Consider the following 16642-nt stretch of genomic DNA (forward strand, 5'->3'; position numbering starts at 1 on the left):
TCATGTGCCGATGTAATCCAAAAGTCCCTGTGGCGGGTCCGCTTTCATCTCTGCCCATGGCCGTGGCGGTTGACAGGTCCCGCCCTCCACCCAAATCACCAGATCCGCGAAACGGTCCACATCCGACACATCATGGGTGACCATCAACATCGTCGCCCCTAAGCGCTCCGACACCTCTTTCGCCAGATCAATCATCTCATGCCGCATCGCCGGACCAAGCGCCGAAAACGGCTCATCCAACAGGATCAACGGCTTTTGCTGCACAAGGACGCGCGCCAAAGCCACGCGGCTTTGCTGTCCGCCCGAAAGCGCACCCGGGCGCCGGGTTTCTAAACCCTCAAGTCCCACGGCCCGCAGCGCCTCGGATACTGCGCTCTGCTCAGATTTGGACAGGCGCAAACTTGGCCTAAGCCCAAGCCCGACATTCTGCGCCGCGGTCATATGAGCAAAAAGCGTGTTGTCCTGAAACAGGTGTGAAATCGGGCGTTCAAAAGGCGCGGATAGGCCAAAGGGCTTGCCCCGCCAAAGAATGTCGCCGTCATCAGGGGTCTCAAATCCCCCGATGAGCGACAGAAGCGTCGATTTTCCCGCCCCTGAAGGTCCAATCACCGCCACCCGCGCGCCTTTTGGCACTTGGAAATCAGCGGTGAGAGTAAAATCGCCCTGCGTTAGGCGCAGATTTCGGAACTCAAGCACGGCGTCTCCCCCAGAAATCGAAGATGTAAAACAAAGCCAAACTCAGCCCAAGAAGCAGTAAAGACGCCCCCATCGCCTGATCCACCCGGTAAGACCCCATCAAGCGGTAGATTTGCAGCGGGAGTGTTGCGGAGTCAGGGCGCGCAAAAAGGGCGATCACGCCAAGATCCCCCATCGACAGCGCCGCAGCCAACCCGGCCGAAAAGCCCACAGGCCCGCGCAACCTGGGCCACAGAACAAGCCGCACGCGGGTCCATCCCATCAGCCCAAGACTGTCGGACAAGCGCCCATAAGTTCGCTCCGTTGTCGCCAAAGCGGGCCCAATCGCGCGCAAAATAAACGGCAAGGACATCACCGCATTGACCAAAGCAGTGATGAACAAAGCCCAATCCGCCGGATCGGCCACAGCAAAAAGCACTATGTAAAGCCCTGTGCCCATGACCAGCGGCGAGGCTGCAATGGCCGTCATGCCGATGCCTTCCAACCACCGCCAGCGCAGTGCCGAGAGACTAAGCGACAGGGACAAGATGATCGCCAATGCGGCCGATCCAAGAGCGGTCACAAGGGAACGCGCGGCCGCAGACCAAACGGAGATGGGCAGATCAAACACCCCATATGCGCCACGCAGGACGATGGCCAGAAGCGGCAGGAGCAAGAAGAGACTGACCATCATGATCCAAAACAAATCCACCCCCCGTGCGCTCAACTTATGAACATCGAACCGCTGCACAGGGCGATCCAACCCAGCCCCTCCCACCTGGGGAACCCGAAATTTCAGCGATACAAAGGCAGCAACCGCACAGATCACCACTTGGATCAGCGCCAAAAGTGAGGCTTTACCGAGGTTGAAATCATAGCGAAACGCCTCGTAGATTGCGAGTTCAACGGTGGTGGCTTTCGGTCCGCCACCAAAAGTCAGAGCGACGGCAAAAGAGGTGGTGCAAATCAGAAAAATGACAGCAAACGCGCCGGGCATGATCTCTTTGAGCATCGGTCCTTCGATGTGGCGAAACATGTCGCGCGGAGAGAAATTAAGCGACGCCGCAAGGCGGAACCTCTCGGACGGGATGGCGCCCCAACCCTGAAGCAACAACCGCGTTGCAAGCGGCAGATTAAAGAACACATGCGCAAGGATCACACCATGGAAACCGTAGATCGAAATCGGCTCTAATCCAGCCCAATTGAGCGCGATCGAGACAAATCCCGTTTTGCCGAACACCGCAGTCAAGCCGAGGATGGCGACAATCGTCGGCAGGATAAATGGCGCACCCAAAAGGGTGATCAAAAGACGACGCCCATAAAAATCACGCCGCGCCAAACCGCGTGCGACGGGAACCGCCAAGATCACCGACAGGCCCGCAGAGATCAGCGCCTGAACAACGGTGAACCGCACCGCCATCCAGTCAAATTTAGACAGGGTTGAAAAGCTTTCAGCCCGAAGCGCGACAACGCCCAGAGTGCCAAGGCTCAAGGCTGCGACCAAAGCCGCAGCGATGAGCCCCGGCCAAAGCCTTATTGCGAAAACGCGGTGCGCCATTCGGCAATCGCCTCGTCCCGCAACGCATCCGCTTCGTCTTCATTCAGGAAAATGGCCTTTTCCGGATAGTTCAATTCGGAGAACGCATCCGGCCATTGATCGCGTGGCAAAGCGGCAGGATAGGACCAGTTCGCCGTCGGAATGATGTTTTGGAACGTCGGAGAGAGGATAAAGGCCATGAACGCATCCGCAAGCTCCGGTTGATCGGTGCCTTTCAGCTTTGCGGCGAGTTCGACCATGAAATAGTGGCCTTCGTCAAACAGTGCGGCGGACTTGGTGGCATCCTCTTCAGCGATGATGTGGTAGGCGGGTGAGGTCGTGTAGGAGAGTACCATGTCCACCTCACCATCGGTAAACAGGCCGTAGGCTTCGGACCAGCCCTTGGTCACTGTGGTGACTTTCGGTGCCAATTTTGCCCATTCCGCTTCGGCGTCGTCCCCGAATACCTCCTTGCCCCACAACACCAAAGCCAGCCCCGAGATCGACGTGCGCGGGTCTTGGATTGCGATGGACCAATTCTCATCTGAATTCACCAAGTCATGGAAGGACGTCGGCGGATTTTTGATTTTGGTGTTGTCATAGACAAAGGCCGTGTAGCTCCAGTTGAATGGCAAAAACGTGTCGTCCGTCCACTCAAGCGGCAGGGTCAACGGCGACAGGTCCAGCCCGTGCGGCGCGAAAAGCCCGGTTTCACGGGCTTTCTTGGTCACATCGGAATTGAAACCGATGGCCACATCCGCCTTGGTCCGCTCGCCTTCCAACAGAATCCGAGGCAGCAAATCACCCGTGACATATTCAATCTCACAGTCGCATTCGGCCTCAAACGCCGCTTTGATCGCCGGGCCAGGCCCCCACTCAGAGGCAAAATAGTCGGGGGCATAGATGGTCAAAGGGTCTGCGTGAGCCGCCGAGGCCGCAACCAGTGCCGCAAGTGTAAATCCATATTTCATGGCTCGCTCCATTCAAAAATGGGCGAAGAAAAAGGTGGCGAATGGTGATCGCTGATACCTTCCCTCCGCCGGTGTTAGCCGGTTCAGGTTCAACGGGTCCGCTTTCGCATCTCAGCCGTGTTGCACACGGGCACCCCGAGGTGTCGGTCACGCTATTGCCCCTTTGAGAGAAGTTCAAGCCCCTCCGACATTGCGGGAGAGACAGGTTGGTTCAGGATGCGCTTTATGTGCGCCACAGAATGATTTCCCTTGATTGCTCAAGGATGTGACATCGGGTAAAGCAGGGGAAACCTGAGGAGCACCCGATGAGCATGAACACATTCGGACATCTGTTTCGTTTCACAACATGGGGCGAAAGCCATGGTCCGGCGCTTGGCGCGACAGTGGACGGCTGTCCTCCAGGTATCGCCATCAATGAGGACATGCTTCAGGTCTGGCTTGATAAACGCAAGCCGGGAACATCGAAATACACCACTCAGCGGCGCGAACCGGACCAAGTGGAAATCCTGTCTGGGGTGTTTGAGGGTAAGACCACGGGCACACCGATCCAATTGATGATCCGCAACACCGATCAACGCTCAAAGGATTATGGTGAGATCGCGCAAGCCTTTCGTCCGGGCCATGCCGATATCACCTATTTCCAAAAATATGGCATCCGCGATTATCGCGGGGGCGGTCGCTCCAGTGCGCGCGAAACCGCGGCGCGTGTCGCCGCTGGCGGTATTGCACGCGCGGTTTTGGCCGAATTGGTGCCGGGCCTTGAGATCAAGGGCTACATGACCCAGATCGGCCCGCATGGGATCGAAGGAGAACGCGATTTCTCTGAGATCGACAACAACCCGTTTTGGGTGCCCTCCGCCAAAACGGCCGAAACATGGGCCACTTATCTTGATGGTGTTCGCAAAAGCGGGTCCTCGATTGGAGCCATCATCGAGGTGGTCGCAAAAGGCGCGCCCGCCGGGCTTGGCGCACCGATTTACGCCAAGTTAGACACGGATTTGGCCGCAGCGATGATGTCGATCAACGCAGTGAAAGGTGTCGAAATTGGCGAAGGGATGAATGCCGCCTGTCTGTCTGGTGAAGAGAACGCCGATGAGATGCGGATGGGGCCAAATGGGCCTGAGTTTGGGTCTAATCACGCGGGCGGTATTCTTGGCGGGATTTCGACCGGGCAAGACCTTGTTGTGCGGTTTGCGGTGAAACCTACGTCCTCGATCCTCACCTCGCGCAAAACGATCAATCAGGCGGGCGAAAACACCGACCTGATCACCAAGGGGCGTCATGACCCCTGTGTCGGCATCCGCGCTGTACCTGTGGGCGAAGCAATGATGGCTTGCGTGATTTTGGATCACCTGCTGCTGCATCGTGGTCAAGTTGGCGAAGGGTTGCGAGGTAGATTTGGGGCCGAATAAGACCCCAATCATGCCTTAGACATCTGAACCGCTAAAATGCCCGCCATGATGGTCAAAACGCCGTAAATGTCCCATTGGCTGACATGTTCGCCCAGCAACAGCGCCGCGATCGCGACGCCAAAAAACGGGTTGAGAAAGTGGAAGGCTGCGGATTTGACGGTTCCAATGCGCTCAACCAGTTTGAACCAAATCCAAGTGGCCATGAGCCCCGGAACGAAGGTTGTATAGAGCATCGCCCAGACCAATTTGGCGGACATGGTGAGCTCATATGTGTCAATCGCCGGGGATAGCACAGCAAGCACCATCGATCCGATCAGACTTTGCACACCAACCACCATCAAAACATTGCCTCCGGCATTCGTCGACCGCACAGCCAGCGTCGCAATCGCAAGCGCGACAGTGCCGACACTACACATGGCAATCCCCACAAGATCACTGCCACTCGACAAGCGCGTGCTCATGATGATCAACACCCCCATGAACCCCAACACGAGGCCAAAGATCGCCATAGGTTTAGGAGTTTCGCGCAGGATTAGGGTTGAAAGCAAAGCCACGACAAGCGGCATGGATGAGGCAAGAACCGCCGCAAGGGAGGCCTCAACCGTCCGCATCGCCAAAAAATACAGGCCCAGATAGGCAACGTTTTGGCACAGACCAAAGAGGACGATGCTTTTCCATTGTGTACGGGTAAAATTCCACGATTGACCAAGCAGTTTGGCCAGCGCCACCCCCGCCAAACCAGAAAGGGCAAACCGCACAGACAAGGCCGCAAGCGCTGGCGCATCTGCAACGATAATCCGAGCCGATGTGAAGGCCGAGGACCACATCAGCACGAAGGCCAACCCCATTACGATCGCTCTGATATCCATATCATGCCCCCAAACGAAGAAGGGCCGCGACTGTGCGCGACCCCTCCCAGAAATAACTCAATCGACCGATTAGCCGTTTACGCTGTCTTTCAACGCTTTGGCGATGGTCATTTTCACAACCTTGTCGGCGTCTTTCGGCATCTGGTCACCCGTTTGCGGGTTGCGGACCATGCGTGCAGGACGTTCACGGCAATAAATTTTGCCAACACCCGGAAGGGTCACAGCGCCACCGCCGGAAACTTCTTTGGTGATGAGCGCAGTGATTGCATCAAGAGCAGCCCCTGCAGATTTTTTGTCGGAGCCCATCTCTTCGGCGAGAGCAGCAACGAGTTGGGTCTTGGTCATCGGTTTCGACATGTCTGTATCTCCTCGTAGTCCCCCATGCAGTAGAGGGTTATTGCGCATTTCTAAGCGAATATTGAGGGGCCGCACAACGCCTAGTGTAACAGAGCGGTATGTTTTCGCGCATTTTGGGTGAAAAAACCTCCCTTAAAGGAAAGCGGTCTCCTCAAATGACCGCAATTTGCGGCTGTGAATGCGCTCGATCGGCATTTCACGGAGGATTTCCATCGAACGAATGCCGATCAAAAGATGCCTCGCAACCTGTGATTTGTAGAAATCAGAGGCCATACCGGGTAACTTTAGCTCACCATGAAGCGGCTTATCAGACACGCAAAGCAACGTGCCATAGGGCACCCGGAACCGGAATCCGTTGGCGGCAATGGTGGCAGATTCCATATCAAGGGCGATGGCCCGCGACTGACTGAGACGCTGAACCGGTCCGGATTGATCGCGCAATTCCCAGTTGCGGTTGTCAATCGTCGCCACCGTGCCGGTGCGCATGATCCGCTTTAACTCGTAGCCCTCCAATTTGGTCACCTGTTCGACAGCGGTTTCCAAAGAGGTCTGAATTTCCGCCAAGGCTGGGATCGGCACCCAGACCGGCAGGTCCGCATCCAGCACATGATCTTCACGCAGATAGGCGTGCGCCAAAACGAAATCACCCAGCCGCTGAGAATTGCGAAGACCGGCGCAATGTCCGACCATGATCCAGGCATGAGGCCGCAGCACCGCGATATGATCGGTTGCGGTTTTGGCATTCGACGGACCCACGCCGATATTGACCAAAGTGATCCCCGACCCATCCGCACGCTTCAAATGATAGGTCGGCATTTGCGGCGTTTTGGTCGTGGGCGGAATCTCCGTCTCGGCATCAAAAATCTCGACATTCCCGGTTGAGACGAAACTTGTGTAACCGCTGTTCGGATCGGCCAGGACCTGACGGGCATAGGCCTCAAATTCCGAGACATAGAATTGATAGTTGGTGAACAACACATGGTTCTGAAAATGGCTCGCATCCGTCGCAGTATAATGGGACAGACGGGCCAGTGAGTAATCAATCCGCTGCGCCGTAAAGGGCGCAAGCGCGGCCGAGCCGTCCTCATGCAGAAAGCCAAACCCGTTGACGATATCGTCATGGGTGGTGGTCAAATCCGGCACATCAAATACATCGCGCAGCGGGTAGGACATGACTCCCTCTTGCGGGACGGTCACGGATTCGTCGTTGGCGACAGCAAAATGCACCGGCATCGGCGTGTCAGAGATGCCAATTTCGACGCTCACACCATGATTGCGCACGATCTGTTTGATTTGTTGGGTGAGGTAATTGCGAAACAAATCCGGGCGCGTGATCGTTGTGGAATACATCCCCGGCTTGGCGACATGCCCAAACGACAAGCGGCTGTCCATTGCGGCATAGGAGGTCGTCACAACGCGGATTTCGGGATAAAAGGCCCGGTAGCGCGCGGTGGGTGCCTGCCCGCTGGCCACTTGGGAGAACTTTTCCGCTAAAAACGATGTGGCCTCGAAATAGAGTTCTTCGAGGAAAGCGACCGCTGCCGCCGGATCGGTAAAATTGCGCGGCGCGATTAAGGGCGGTGTCTCAAGGGCGAGGCTTTTGCTTGTCGTATTCACTCTTATATCCTCTTACGGTAAGACGGTCCCTCATTACTCTTGGGGTCCGTTTTGTCGAATGCTGAGAAATCAGCCTTGCTGTCCAATTGAGACCAAGTGGGCGACGGGCGCAAGGCCCAGAGATGTGACCTGAGATCAGACACGAGAGGCCAACAATGATCCAACCGCACCTGTTTTCCTTCGGCCATGGCTATAGCGCCCAGGCTCTTGCGCGCCGTCTTTTGTCCCAAGGCTGGGCAATCACAGGTACAACCCGTAGCGCAGACAGAGCACAAGAATTTGACAGCGCAGGCGTGACCCCACTGGTGCTCGGACAAGACCCGATTTCGTCACAACTGTCCCAAGCCACACATCTTTTGGTATCCGCCGCGCCCGGCCCTGACGGTGACCCGATGTTGCACCATTATCGAGAAGCCTTGGTGGAAGCTGCACCACATTTGACGTGGGTTGGGTATCTGTCGACCACCGGCGTTTACGGTGATCACGGGGGGAATTGGGTGACAGAGGACACGGCCCTCACCCCCGCCACAAAACGCGGGATCGCTCGGGTCGAAGCCGAGGCCGCTTGGCAGTCTTTTGCGCGGGATTTGGGTCTTAATCTGTCGATTTTCCGCCTTGCTGGCATTTATGGCCCCGGACGTGGTCCGTTTGCCAAAGTCCGCTCCGGCACAGCGCGTCGGATCATCAAACAAGGCCAAATTTTTTCACGCATCCATGTGGAAGACATCGCTCAAGTGCTTGAGGCCGCGATTCATCGACCCGAACTTAGCGGAATTTACAATGTCTGCGATGATCTGCCCATGCCACCAGAAGATGTGATCGGCTATGCAGCCGAACTTTTGGGTCTGCCTTTGCCACCACAAGAAGATTTTGAAACCGCCGACATGACGCCGATGGCCCGTAGCTTTTATGCCGAGAGCAAAAAAGTCAGCAATGAAAAGATGAAGCGAGATTTGGACGTGAAACTGATCTATCCCGATTACAAAACGGGTCTAAAGGCGCTTTTGGCGCAGGATCAGTGACTGTTTTGCCAGTTCCGGCGATGGTCGAACACCGTCACCGCATAAAGGATGACGCCTGCAAATGTAAGCACGGCACCGACATAGCCTGACGAGGGAAACCCATAGCCTTTGGCAATAAAGAGGGAGGCTGCGAAAGGCCCCAGAGCATTGGCAGCATTAAAAGCCGCGTGATGCAAAGACGCAGCAAGCGATTGCGCGTCGCGTGCCACATCCATCAATCGGGTCTGGAGCAGGATCGGATACCCGTTCGCGATGCCCAAGGCGAGCACCAGAACCGCCATCGCATAGGCCCGATCAGCGATCATCGGATAGATCAACAGCAACGCGATGTTGATGAACAAGGTGGCAAAGACCGAGACATTGAGCGCTCGATCTGCCGCCCACCCGGCCAAAAGCGCGCCAATTGTCATCCCTGCACCCATCAGAGCGAGATAGAGTGGAATGCTGCCCTCGGTGACATGGGTCACGTCGATAAGCGTTGAGGTCAGATAGGTATAAAAGGCAAAAAAGCCACCAAATCCAATGGCTCCGCTCAACAGCGTCAAAAGTACCTGGCGGTTCTTAAGTGCGTCCAGCTCACTCAACGCACTGGAGCCCGTGCCAATCTCAGTTTTCGGAGCAAAGATCAGGATCATCAGCGCCGTAATCGCAGCTAAAACCCCGACCAAAGCAAAGGCCCAACGCCAGCCCACCGTTTGCCCCAACACATTCGCGACGGGCACACCGACAACCGTCGCCACGGTCAGCCCTAACATAAGCCGTGCCACCGCCTTGCCGCGATTTTTCGACCCCGCCAAGGACGCCGCCATAAGAGCCGCAACACCGAAATAGGCCCCATGCGGCACACCGCTGAGAAACCGCGCGACCAACATCATCGGATAATTGGCGGCAAGCGCAGACAAAATATGCGTCAGACAAAAGGCCACCATAAGACCGATGAGCAAAAGCCGCCGCTCAATCCGCGCTGCGGCCACAGCGATCAAAGGCGCGCCAACGACCACGCCCAATGCATAGGCCGAAATCAACCGGCTTGCCGTGGCTTCCGTTATGTCCAACCCCTCTGCCATGAAAGGCAAAAGGCTCATCGAAGCAAATTCGGTTGTTCCAATCGCAAACCCACCCATCGCGAGCGCAAAAAGGACGATCCCCGGGTGCGTAGCAGAGGGGGCGAAGGAGGCGGTTGCCATTGTGGTGAGTCCTGAACAGAGTGCGCATCACACTTCCCCTATTCAGCCCCGCGGTTCAACAAGAAGGGCGCGATGCTTTGCTCATAGCCGCCTTGCAAATCTGGCAAAGCCACCCCCTAGGCGCGTTTGCTCGACAGATCGGTCACACCAAGAGCGGACAGCACTTTGGCCTCAATGTCCGGCGTGTTGAGACCTGCCATGGCATACATCGCCTCAGGGCTTGCCTGATCAATGAATGTGTCCGGTAAGGTCATCGAGCGGAATTTGAGGCCGCGATCAAACAGACCCTCATTTGCCAGAAAATCGGCCACATGTGACCCAAATCCACCGACAGCGCCTTCTTCAATGGTGATCAGGGCCTCATGGTTTGCGACCAGATCACGGATCAAATCATGATCGAGAGGCTTGGCAAAACGCGCGTCGGCAACGGTACAGGAAATGCCCTTGGCTGCGAGGTTTTCCGCCGCTTTTAGGCTGGATTCGAGACGTGTTCCAAAGGACAAAAGCGCCACGCGCGTGCCCTCAACCACAACACGACCTTTGCCAATCTCAAGCGGCACACCGCGTTCAGGCATCTGCACGCCCACGCCTTCGCCACGCGGATAGCGAAAGGCGATGGGACCGTCATCATGCGCGGCAGCAGTGGCAACCATATGGACAAGCTCCGCCTCATCGGCGGCCGCCATCACCACCATGCCGGGCAGGTTGGCGAGAAACGCCACGTCAAAAGATCCCGCATGGGTTGCCCCATCGGCGCCAACAAGTCCCGCGCGATCAATCGCAAAGCGCACAGGCAGCCGCTGAATGGCTACATCGTGGACGACCTGATCATAGCCACGCTGAAGGAAGGTCGAATACATCGTGCAAAACGGCTTCATTCCGCCCGCAGCCAGACCGGCGCAAAACGTCACGCCATGCTGTTCGGCGATGCCCACATCAAAACAGCGAGTCGGGAATCGTTCGGCAAAGAGATTAAGCCCTGTGCCATCCGGCATGGCCGCCGTCACGGCGACGATTTTATCGTCGAACCCGGCCTCTTGGATCAGCGCTTTGGCAAACACAGAAGTGTAAGACGGCGCGTTGGATTTGGCCTTTTTCTGCTCTCCCGTGACCATGTCGAATTTGCCAGTGGCATGACCTTTGTCGGGCCGCCCCTCGGCCGGGGCATAGCCTTTGCCTTTTTGAGTGATTGCATGAATCAAGATCGGTCCAGTGGCACGCGCTTTCACGGTGCGCAAGACAGAGAGGAGTTGATCCAAATCGTGGCCATCAATCGGCCCGACATAAGAAAATCCCAGCTCTTCAAACAAGGTGCCACCGACAGTCATGCCCTTGAGCATTTCCTTGGCGCGTTTGGCCCCCTCTTGGAACGGATGCGGCAAAAGCGATACGGCCCCTTTGGCTGCGGCCTTGAGCTCTTGAAACGGTGCGCCCGCATAGAGACGGGTCAGGTAGGACGACAGCGCACCCGTGGGCGGCGCAATCGACATTTCATTGTCGTTGAGGATCACGATCAACCGTTTGCCCAAATGGCCCGCGTTGTTCATGGCCTCAAAAGCCATACCAGCGGACATCGAGCCGTCTCCGATCACCGCAATCGCATCACCGATGCCATTCTCGGGCGCGCCGCCCAGATCCCGCGCCACGGCAAAGCCCAAAGCGGCAGAAATCGAGGTCGAGCTATGCGCCGCACCAAAGGGGTCATAGGGGCTTTCCGAGCGCTTGGTGAAACCGGACAGGCCACCTTCGGTCCGTAAAGTACGGATACGATCACGACGCCCGGTGAGGATTTTATGCGGGTAGCATTGGTGCGAGACATCCCAAATCAGGCGATCTTTTGGTGCATCAAATACCGCATGAAGCGCCACGGTCAACTCGACCACGCCCAGCCCAGCACCCAAATGCCCACCCGTCACGGAGACGGCGGAAATGGTCTCCTGCCGCAACTCATGCGCCAGGCGCTTTAGCTCCGGATCTGAGAGGGCCTTGAGATCGGCCGGGACATGAACACGGTCTAGGGTCGGTGTGGCTGGACGGTCAGACATAGCGTCTCGCTTTCTCAGGTTTCCCGCGAAATAACGAAGCGGGCAAGGTCTCGCAAGGGTTCGGCGCGGCTTCCATAGGGACTCAACGCCGCACAGGCTTGTTCCACTAAGCGTTCGGCACGGGCTTTGGCCTCCTCAAGACCAAGCAGCGACACGAATGTGGCTTTGCCAGCCTCGGCATCTTTGCCCACGGCTTTGCCGGTTTTGGCAACATCGCCCTCTATATCTAGGATGTCATCATGGATTTGAAAGGCAAGTCCCAGCGCCGATGCATAGGCACGCAGTGGCGTAGGATCGGCCCCCCCAAGGATGGCCCCGGCGCAAGCGGACCACTCAATCAGCGCACCAGTTTTATGGCCCTGAAGCTCGGTGATCTGCGCCAGATCGAGCGGTGTTTCTGAGGTCTCAGCCGCGATGTCTTGGGCTTGGCCCAAAACCATGCCTTGCACGCCTGAAGATTTGGCCAAAGAGGCGATCAATTCGACCCGAACTTGGCTCGAAACGACCATTTCAGGCCGAGTCAACAACTCGAACGCAAGAGTCTGAAGCGCATCGCCAACCAGCACAGCCGTCGCCTCGTCCCATCGTTTATGCACCGTTGGCTGACCCCGGCGCAGGTCATCATCGTCCATACAAGGCAGATCATCATGCACAAGACTATAGGCGTGGAGCGCCTCAATCGCGGCGGCGGCCCAAACGGAGTGCTCAGCCGATACCCCATGAAGGGTCGCGCCCTCCATAACCAAAAATGCCCGCAACCGCTTGCCACCGTTTAAGGCATAGCGCATCCCCTCCTCGACCGGCATGGACCCAAGCGGGGCCAAAGCCGTCTCAAGACAGGCCGCAACAGCCGCTTTGCAGCGTGCGAGATCGTCTTGCATCAGAGGCCTTCGACTTTCGTGGTGCCAGCGGCGGTGCCATCAGGACCAACAGTGATCTTTTCGACCTTTTCCTCGGCTTCTTTCAGCTTGGTCTCGCAATGCGCTTTCAAAGCAGCACCGCGCTCATAGAGTTTGATGCTGTCTTCCAACGCAACATCACCATGTTCCAGCTTGCCGACAACCTGATCAAGTTCGGCCATAGCGGATTCAAAGGACATCTCGGATACTGGCGTTTCACTCATTTGATGTGCTCCCGATTGCTTTGTGACCTGCATATAGGGAAACCGCCCCAATTGACCAGTTCCCGTTTGGCTTTTGGCCTTATTCCGGGGTCAGCATATAGCCCGATCCGCGCACAGTTTGAAGGTAACGCGGTTGGCGTGGATCGTCTTCGATTTTACGGCGAAGACGGGTGATTTGCACATCAACGGCGCGCTCTTGCGCTTGCCCACCATCGCGCCCAAGCCGTTCAACCAAATCATTGCGCGTAACGGGTTCAGCGGGGGCCGCGGCAAAAATCCGCATGAGTTGAGATTCGGTCGCGGTCAAACGCACGATCTGATCCCCTTCCCAAAGCTCCCCGCGCTCCACATCATAGCGAAACCGGCCCAAATGAATATATTTCGGCGCTGTTTCAATCTCTTCGATCTGAGGCATCCGACGCAGAACCGCATTGATCCGCAACAGCAGTTCTTTCGGCTCAAATGGCTTTGGCAAATAATCATCCGCGCCCGCTTCAAGCCCGGCAATGCGGTCTTCGGTTTCACCTTTTGCGGTCAAAAGCATGATCGGCGTGGCGATTTTACTGCGCAGATCGCGGGTCAGACTGATCCCGTCTTCGCCGGGCATCATCACATCCAAAACGATCAAATCGAATTCAAGCCCAGCAAGCAATCGCCGCGCATGAGCAGCATCGCGCGCGGCGGTCACGCAAAAGCCATGACGGATCAGAAACTTTTGCAAAAGCCCCCGGATTCGCTCGTCGTCGTCCACGATCAAAAGGTGAATTTCACCACTCACCCTTTGTCCTCCTTCGTTGCCATGGCATTAAAATATGCGGCCTGATCTGGGTCCATCATTGCCTCAAGTACGCGCCTAAAGCCAGCAACGGCTTCGTGTCCCGCCTCGCGGTAGGCCACGCGCATCCGGGCGCGCTGCGCTTCTGACAGCTCCGCCTCCAACGCCCTGCCGCTGTCCGACAGGTAGAGATGACGTTCACGTTTGTCCTGAACCCCCACCCGGCTTTCGACCAAACCGTCCTCAATCAACGCCCGCAGAACACGGTTCAAAGATTGTTTGGTCACCCCAAGAATGCCAAGCAAGTTGTTCACATTGGTCCCTGGCGCGCGGCTGATAAAATGGATCGCCCGATGATGGGCACGACCATAGCCGTATTTCTCCAAAATGCGATCCGGGTCGGCGGTAAAGCCACGATAGGCAAAGAACATGGCTTCGATCCCTTTTCGAAGCTGCTCATCTGTCAGAAACAAAAGGGCTTGTCCGCCCTTTGTCCCGCCTGCTTTGCCGTCCGCCATGTCATGCCCCGTTCAAAAATTGCGTATTTTGAAGTCACTTTAAGTCAGTGTTGTTGACATTCCAAGTTTGAATTGATAGCGAAACCGGGATTTCGCGCAACAATAAGTCTTCAAAGAGACCTTATTGCGCAACTATCGTGAACTCAAGCGGCGGATAAAAGGGAGGCACCTCATGGCAGGAAGCTACGAAGACCGGGACGGCAAAATCTGGATGGACGGTGGACTGGTCGATTGGCGAGATGCCAAGGTCCATATTCTGACCCATGCGATGCATTATGCCTCGTCCGTATTCGAGGGTGAGCGCTGCTATAATGGCAAGATCTTCAAATCCGTCGAACATTCCGAGCGTCTTCTGCGCTCCGGCGCGCTGCTTGATATGCCGATCCCCTACACCGTCGAAGAGATTGAGGCGGCGAAATATGCTGTGCTTGAGGCCAATGGTTGGGACGACGCCTATGTCCGTGTGATCGCATGGCGCGGTGCCGGCGAAGACATGGGCGTGGCGTCGAACAAGAACCCCGTGCGCATGGCGGTCGCGGCTTGGGAATGGGGCGCGTATTACGGTGACGCGAAAATGAAGGGCGCAAAACTCGACATCGCAAAATGGAAACGCCCCTCGCCCGAAACCATCCCCACCGCCGCAAAAGCCGCAGGCCTTTACATGATCTGCACCATGTCCAAACACGCTGCCGAAGCCAAAGGCTGTTCTGACGCACTGTTTATGGATTATCGCGGCTATGTGGCCGAGGCGACTGGCGCGAACATCTTTTTCGTCAAAAACGGCGAAGTTCACACGCCAATCCCCGACGCAATCCTCAATGGTATCACCCGCCAGACCGTGATCGAGATGCTCAAACAAAAAGGCATCACTGTGCATGAGCGTCGCATCCTGCCCGAAGAACTCGAAGGGTTTGAACAATGCTGGCTGACCGGGACCGCAGCGGAGGTCACACCTGTCGGTCAGATCGGGGGCTACACATTCGAAGTGGGCGCTTTGACCCGCGACATCGCGGAAAGCTACGAAACGCTGGTCCGCAGCTAAATTTAACCAAGAAATAAGGCCTTTCTGCCAATCTGTCTCTGAACGGATTGGCGGGAGGCGCTTGTGCTCAAAAAAGACACCATTGTTATTCTTTTGATCACGGTGTTCATCGTGACTCCGGCCATTCTTGCGCTTGGGGCCTATTTTGTGACGAAAAACCCGTCACTGCGCCCTCTTGGCATCACGGTCGAACGCCTGTCAGAAGCGGGTCAGCTTGAAAACAAAGGCCTGATCATCGCAGTGATCGACATCGGGACTGAGGCCGAAGGCACCACCAGCAAACAGTCCTATAAGCAAGCGATCGAAACCACCTTTGATCGGCTTGAAACCGAAGCGAGTGTCAAATTTCGCTCTGTCCCTGGAAGTTCTCAAACAACGATCACCTATATTGTCGGCGAAAGTCGAATTGGGCCCTTTCCCGTCGAACGCGCAGCCGAGGGTGTTCTTGCCGCCGCGCAAGCGGAACGAATGATCGTCGCCCAGAGGCGCTCGGTGGCAAAGGAGCAAGAGCGGCGTGCGTCCATGACAAAAAGTGCATTTTGGCAAAAGATATTTGATTAAAATGTATCCGTTTTGCGCCGCCGATCGGCGCTCAGCCCAAGTGCGCGCTCCCGCAAAATAATCGCAATCCCGGCAGAGATCACAATACTCGCGCCGATCATCATCGGCAGCGTCGGCACCTCACCAAAAACCGTATAGCCGATGATCAAGGCAAACAGCATTGACGCATAGTCAAATGGTGCCAAAAGAGATGCATCGGCGTAGCGGTAGCAGGAAGTCAAAAACACTTGCGCAACGCCACCAATCAAGCCGCCAAGAATAAGAAATATAAAGATGGTCGGGCTGGGCATCACCCACTCGGAAAAGGGAATGGTCAACAGGCCTGCTACGGTACAGGACATTGAGAACCAAAAGACAATCGACGTCGTTGTCTCACTGCGCACCATGTTGCGCACATGCAGTTGCACAATTGCCGCAAGACAGGCCCCACCAAGGGCTACCATCGCCCCCAATTGCTCAAGCGGGTCGGGCATACCTTGCAAAACGGTAATGCGCGGCAAAAGGACGACAATGACCCCAACAAGCCCGGCCAGCACAGCGGAAAATCGGAACAACCGGACGTTTTCCCCCGCAAACATCGCGGCAAAAATCACCAAAAGCAGCGGTGAGGCGTAACCAATGGCCGTTGCCTCGGGCAGCGGCAACAAGGCCAAAGCATAGAAATTCAAAAACATCGCGCTTGCGCCGATCATCCCGCGCCAGACATGCCCCATCGGAGATTTCACCCGAAGTCCGGCGGAGAATTCATGTCGCTGTGCAAGCCAGATAAAAATAATCGGCAAAGCAAAGAACGACCTGAAAAACACCGCCTCGCCCGGCGGCACCTCATCACTCGCGGCTTTGATCAGCGCGGCCATGATGACAAAGCAAAACACCGAAGCGAGTTTGAGGGCTATGCCTCGAAAGGGGGTCATATGAACGATTCCGCGCG

Annotated in this window: 17 protein-coding genes and 1 riboswitch; of the genes, 4 read left to right on the forward strand and 13 right to left on the reverse strand. The window is 56.3% G+C overall.

The genetic code is table 11. From position 1 onward, the window contains the following. The 3 genes from B30_RS01895 to thiB are packed head-to-tail and all read right to left on the reverse strand — an operon-like array spanning nt 1 to nt 3183. A complete protein-coding gene (locus B30_RS01895; RefSeq protein ID WP_009570289.1) occupies nt 1-696 on the reverse strand; it encodes a thiamine ABC transporter ATP-binding protein in 696 nt (231 codons plus the stop codon). After that, a complete protein-coding gene (locus B30_RS01900; protein WP_009570290.1) occupies nt 689-2233 on the reverse strand; it encodes a thiamine/thiamine pyrophosphate ABC transporter permease ThiP in 1545 nt (514 codons plus the stop codon). Before B30_RS01900 ends, B30_RS01895 begins: the two co-directional genes overlap by 8 nt. Further along, a complete protein-coding gene (gene thiB / locus B30_RS01905) occupies nt 2209-3183 on the reverse strand; it encodes a thiamine ABC transporter substrate binding subunit (protein WP_009570291.1) in 975 nt (324 codons plus the stop codon). The genes B30_RS01900 and thiB overlap by 25 nt, the downstream gene beginning before the upstream one ends. 43 nt (nt 3184-3226) lie before the next feature. Continuing rightward, nucleotides 3227-3331: riboswitch (TPP riboswitch) on the reverse strand. A gap of 157 nt (nt 3332-3488) precedes the next feature. On the opposite strand from thiB, the gene aroC reads away from it, so the two are divergent. Beyond that, nucleotides 3489-4595, forward strand: coding sequence for a chorismate synthase (gene aroC / locus B30_RS01910; RefSeq protein ID WP_009570292.1), 1107 nt, complete (start codon nt 3489-3491; stop codon nt 4593-4595). Between the two features lie 8 nt (nt 4596-4603). Here the strand turns inward: aroC and B30_RS01915 are convergent, their stop codons facing one another. From B30_RS01915 to B30_RS01925, 3 genes are all read right to left on the reverse strand, one after another. Then, nucleotides 4604-5464, reverse strand: coding sequence for a DMT family transporter (locus tag B30_RS01915; RefSeq protein WP_040401729.1), 861 nt, complete (start codon nt 5462-5464; stop codon nt 4604-4606). A gap of 69 nt (nt 5465-5533) precedes the next feature. Next, nucleotides 5534-5821, reverse strand: coding sequence for an HU family DNA-binding protein (locus B30_RS01920; protein ID WP_009570294.1), 288 nt, complete (start codon nt 5819-5821; stop codon nt 5534-5536). 132 nt (nt 5822-5953) lie between these two features. Then, nucleotides 5954-7438 carry an AMP nucleosidase gene (locus B30_RS01925; protein ID WP_009570295.1) on the reverse strand — a complete coding sequence of 495 codons (1485 nt, stop codon included), beginning with the start codon at nt 7436-7438 and terminating at the stop codon, nt 5954-5956. A 155-nt stretch (nt 7439-7593) separates the two neighbouring features. Here B30_RS01925 and B30_RS01930 point away from each other — a divergent pair, with 155 nt between their 5' ends. Then, a complete protein-coding gene (locus B30_RS01930) occupies nt 7594-8460 on the forward strand; it encodes an SDR family oxidoreductase (RefSeq protein ID WP_009570296.1) in 867 nt (288 codons plus the stop codon). On the opposite strand, the gene B30_RS01935 is transcribed toward B30_RS01930, so the two are convergent. The 6 genes from B30_RS01935 to B30_RS01960 form a co-directional block, all read right to left on the reverse strand. Further along, entirely contained in the window at nt 8454-9647 is a 1194-nt protein-coding gene (locus B30_RS01935; RefSeq protein ID WP_009570297.1) for an MFS transporter, read from the reverse strand. The two genes, B30_RS01930 and B30_RS01935, sit on opposite strands and share 7 nt — an antisense overlap. Nucleotides 9648-9763: 116 nt before the next feature. Beyond that, nucleotides 9764-11692 carry a 1-deoxy-D-xylulose-5-phosphate synthase gene (gene dxs / locus B30_RS01940; RefSeq protein ID WP_009570298.1) on the reverse strand — a complete coding sequence of 643 codons (1929 nt, stop codon included), beginning with the start codon at nt 11690-11692 and terminating at the stop codon, nt 9764-9766. A 14-nt stretch (nt 11693-11706) separates the two neighbouring features. After that, the gene (locus B30_RS01945; protein ID WP_009570299.1) at nt 11707-12573 is read right to left on the reverse strand and encodes a polyprenyl synthetase family protein; all 867 of its coding nucleotides are present in this window, start codon (nt 12571-12573) and stop codon (nt 11707-11709) included. Beyond that, on the reverse strand, nt 12573-12815 hold the full coding sequence (locus B30_RS01950) for an exodeoxyribonuclease VII small subunit (RefSeq protein WP_040401827.1): 243 nt from the start codon (nt 12813-12815) through the stop codon (nt 12573-12575). The genes B30_RS01945 and B30_RS01950 overlap by 1 nt, the downstream gene beginning before the upstream one ends. 79 nt (nt 12816-12894) lie before the next feature. Then, the gene (locus B30_RS01955; protein WP_009570301.1) at nt 12895-13593 is read right to left on the reverse strand and encodes a response regulator; all 699 of its coding nucleotides are present in this window, start codon (nt 13591-13593) and stop codon (nt 12895-12897) included. After that, complete coding sequence (locus B30_RS01960; protein ID WP_009570302.1) at nt 13590-14108, reverse strand: MarR family winged helix-turn-helix transcriptional regulator; 519 nt, start codon at nt 14106-14108, stop codon at nt 13590-13592. Before B30_RS01960 ends, B30_RS01955 begins: the two co-directional genes overlap by 4 nt. Nucleotides 14109-14280: 172 nt before the next feature. On the opposite strand from B30_RS01960, the gene B30_RS01965 reads away from it, so the two are divergent. Both B30_RS01965 and B30_RS01970 read left to right on the forward strand, forming a co-directional pair. Next, a complete protein-coding gene (locus tag B30_RS01965) occupies nt 14281-15150 on the forward strand; it encodes a branched-chain amino acid aminotransferase (RefSeq protein WP_009570303.1) in 870 nt (289 codons plus the stop codon). 63 nt (nt 15151-15213) lie between these two features. Then, the gene (locus B30_RS01970; RefSeq protein WP_009570304.1) at nt 15214-15711 is read left to right on the forward strand and encodes a hypothetical protein; all 498 of its coding nucleotides are present in this window, start codon (nt 15214-15216) and stop codon (nt 15709-15711) included. Here B30_RS01970 and B30_RS01975 read toward each other — a convergent pair. Next, nucleotides 15708-16625, reverse strand: a complete 918-nt coding sequence (locus tag B30_RS01975; RefSeq protein WP_009570305.1) for a DMT family transporter — start codon at nt 16623-16625, stop codon at nt 15708-15710. The two genes, B30_RS01970 and B30_RS01975, sit on opposite strands and share 4 nt — an antisense overlap. Nucleotides 16626-16642: the final 17 nt, after the last annotated feature.

Origin of the sequence: Celeribacter baekdonensis B30 (assembly GCF_000299875.1) — a bacterium.
Lineage (GTDB): Bacteria > Pseudomonadota > Alphaproteobacteria > Rhodobacterales > Rhodobacteraceae > Celeribacter > Celeribacter baekdonensis_A.

What these genes read in the sequence shown, in the direction of transcription:
- B30_RS01950 (WP_040401827.1), bottom strand. Translation starts at nt 12,815, where the DNA reads ATGAGTGAAACGCCAGTATCCGAGATGTCCTTTGAATCCGCTATGGCC.
- thiB (WP_009570291.1), bottom strand. Translation starts at nt 3,183, where the DNA reads ATGAAATATGGATTTACACTTGCGGCACTGGTTGCGGCCTCGGCGGCT.
- dxs (WP_009570298.1), bottom strand. Translation starts at nt 11,692, where the DNA reads ATGTCTGACCGTCCAGCCACACCGACCCTAGACCGTGTTCATGTCCCG.
- B30_RS01920 (WP_009570294.1), bottom strand. Translation starts at nt 5,821, where the DNA reads ATGTCGAAACCGATGACCAAGACCCAACTCGTTGCTGCTCTCGCCGAA.
- aroC (WP_009570292.1), top strand. Translation starts at nt 3,489, where the DNA reads ATGAGCATGAACACATTCGGACATCTGTTTCGTTTCACAACATGGGGC.
- B30_RS01965 (WP_009570303.1), top strand. Translation starts at nt 14,281, where the DNA reads ATGGCAGGAAGCTACGAAGACCGGGACGGCAAAATCTGGATGGACGGT.
- B30_RS01960 (WP_009570302.1), bottom strand. Translation starts at nt 14,108, where the DNA reads ATGGCGGACGGCAAAGCAGGCGGGACAAAGGGCGGACAAGCCCTTTTG.
- B30_RS01930 (WP_009570296.1), top strand. Translation starts at nt 7,594, where the DNA reads ATGATCCAACCGCACCTGTTTTCCTTCGGCCATGGCTATAGCGCCCAG.
- B30_RS01935 (WP_009570297.1), bottom strand. Translation starts at nt 9,647, where the DNA reads ATGGCAACCGCCTCCTTCGCCCCCTCTGCTACGCACCCGGGGATCGTC.
- B30_RS01915 (WP_040401729.1), bottom strand. Translation starts at nt 5,464, where the DNA reads ATGGATATCAGAGCGATCGTAATGGGGTTGGCCTTCGTGCTGATGTGG.
- B30_RS01945 (WP_009570299.1), bottom strand. Translation starts at nt 12,573, where the DNA reads ATGCAAGACGATCTCGCACGCTGCAAAGCGGCTGTTGCGGCCTGTCTT.
- B30_RS01900 (WP_009570290.1), bottom strand. Translation starts at nt 2,233, where the DNA reads ATGGCGCACCGCGTTTTCGCAATAAGGCTTTGGCCGGGGCTCATCGCT.
- B30_RS01975 (WP_009570305.1), bottom strand. Translation starts at nt 16,625, where the DNA reads ATGACCCCCTTTCGAGGCATAGCCCTCAAACTCGCTTCGGTGTTTTGC.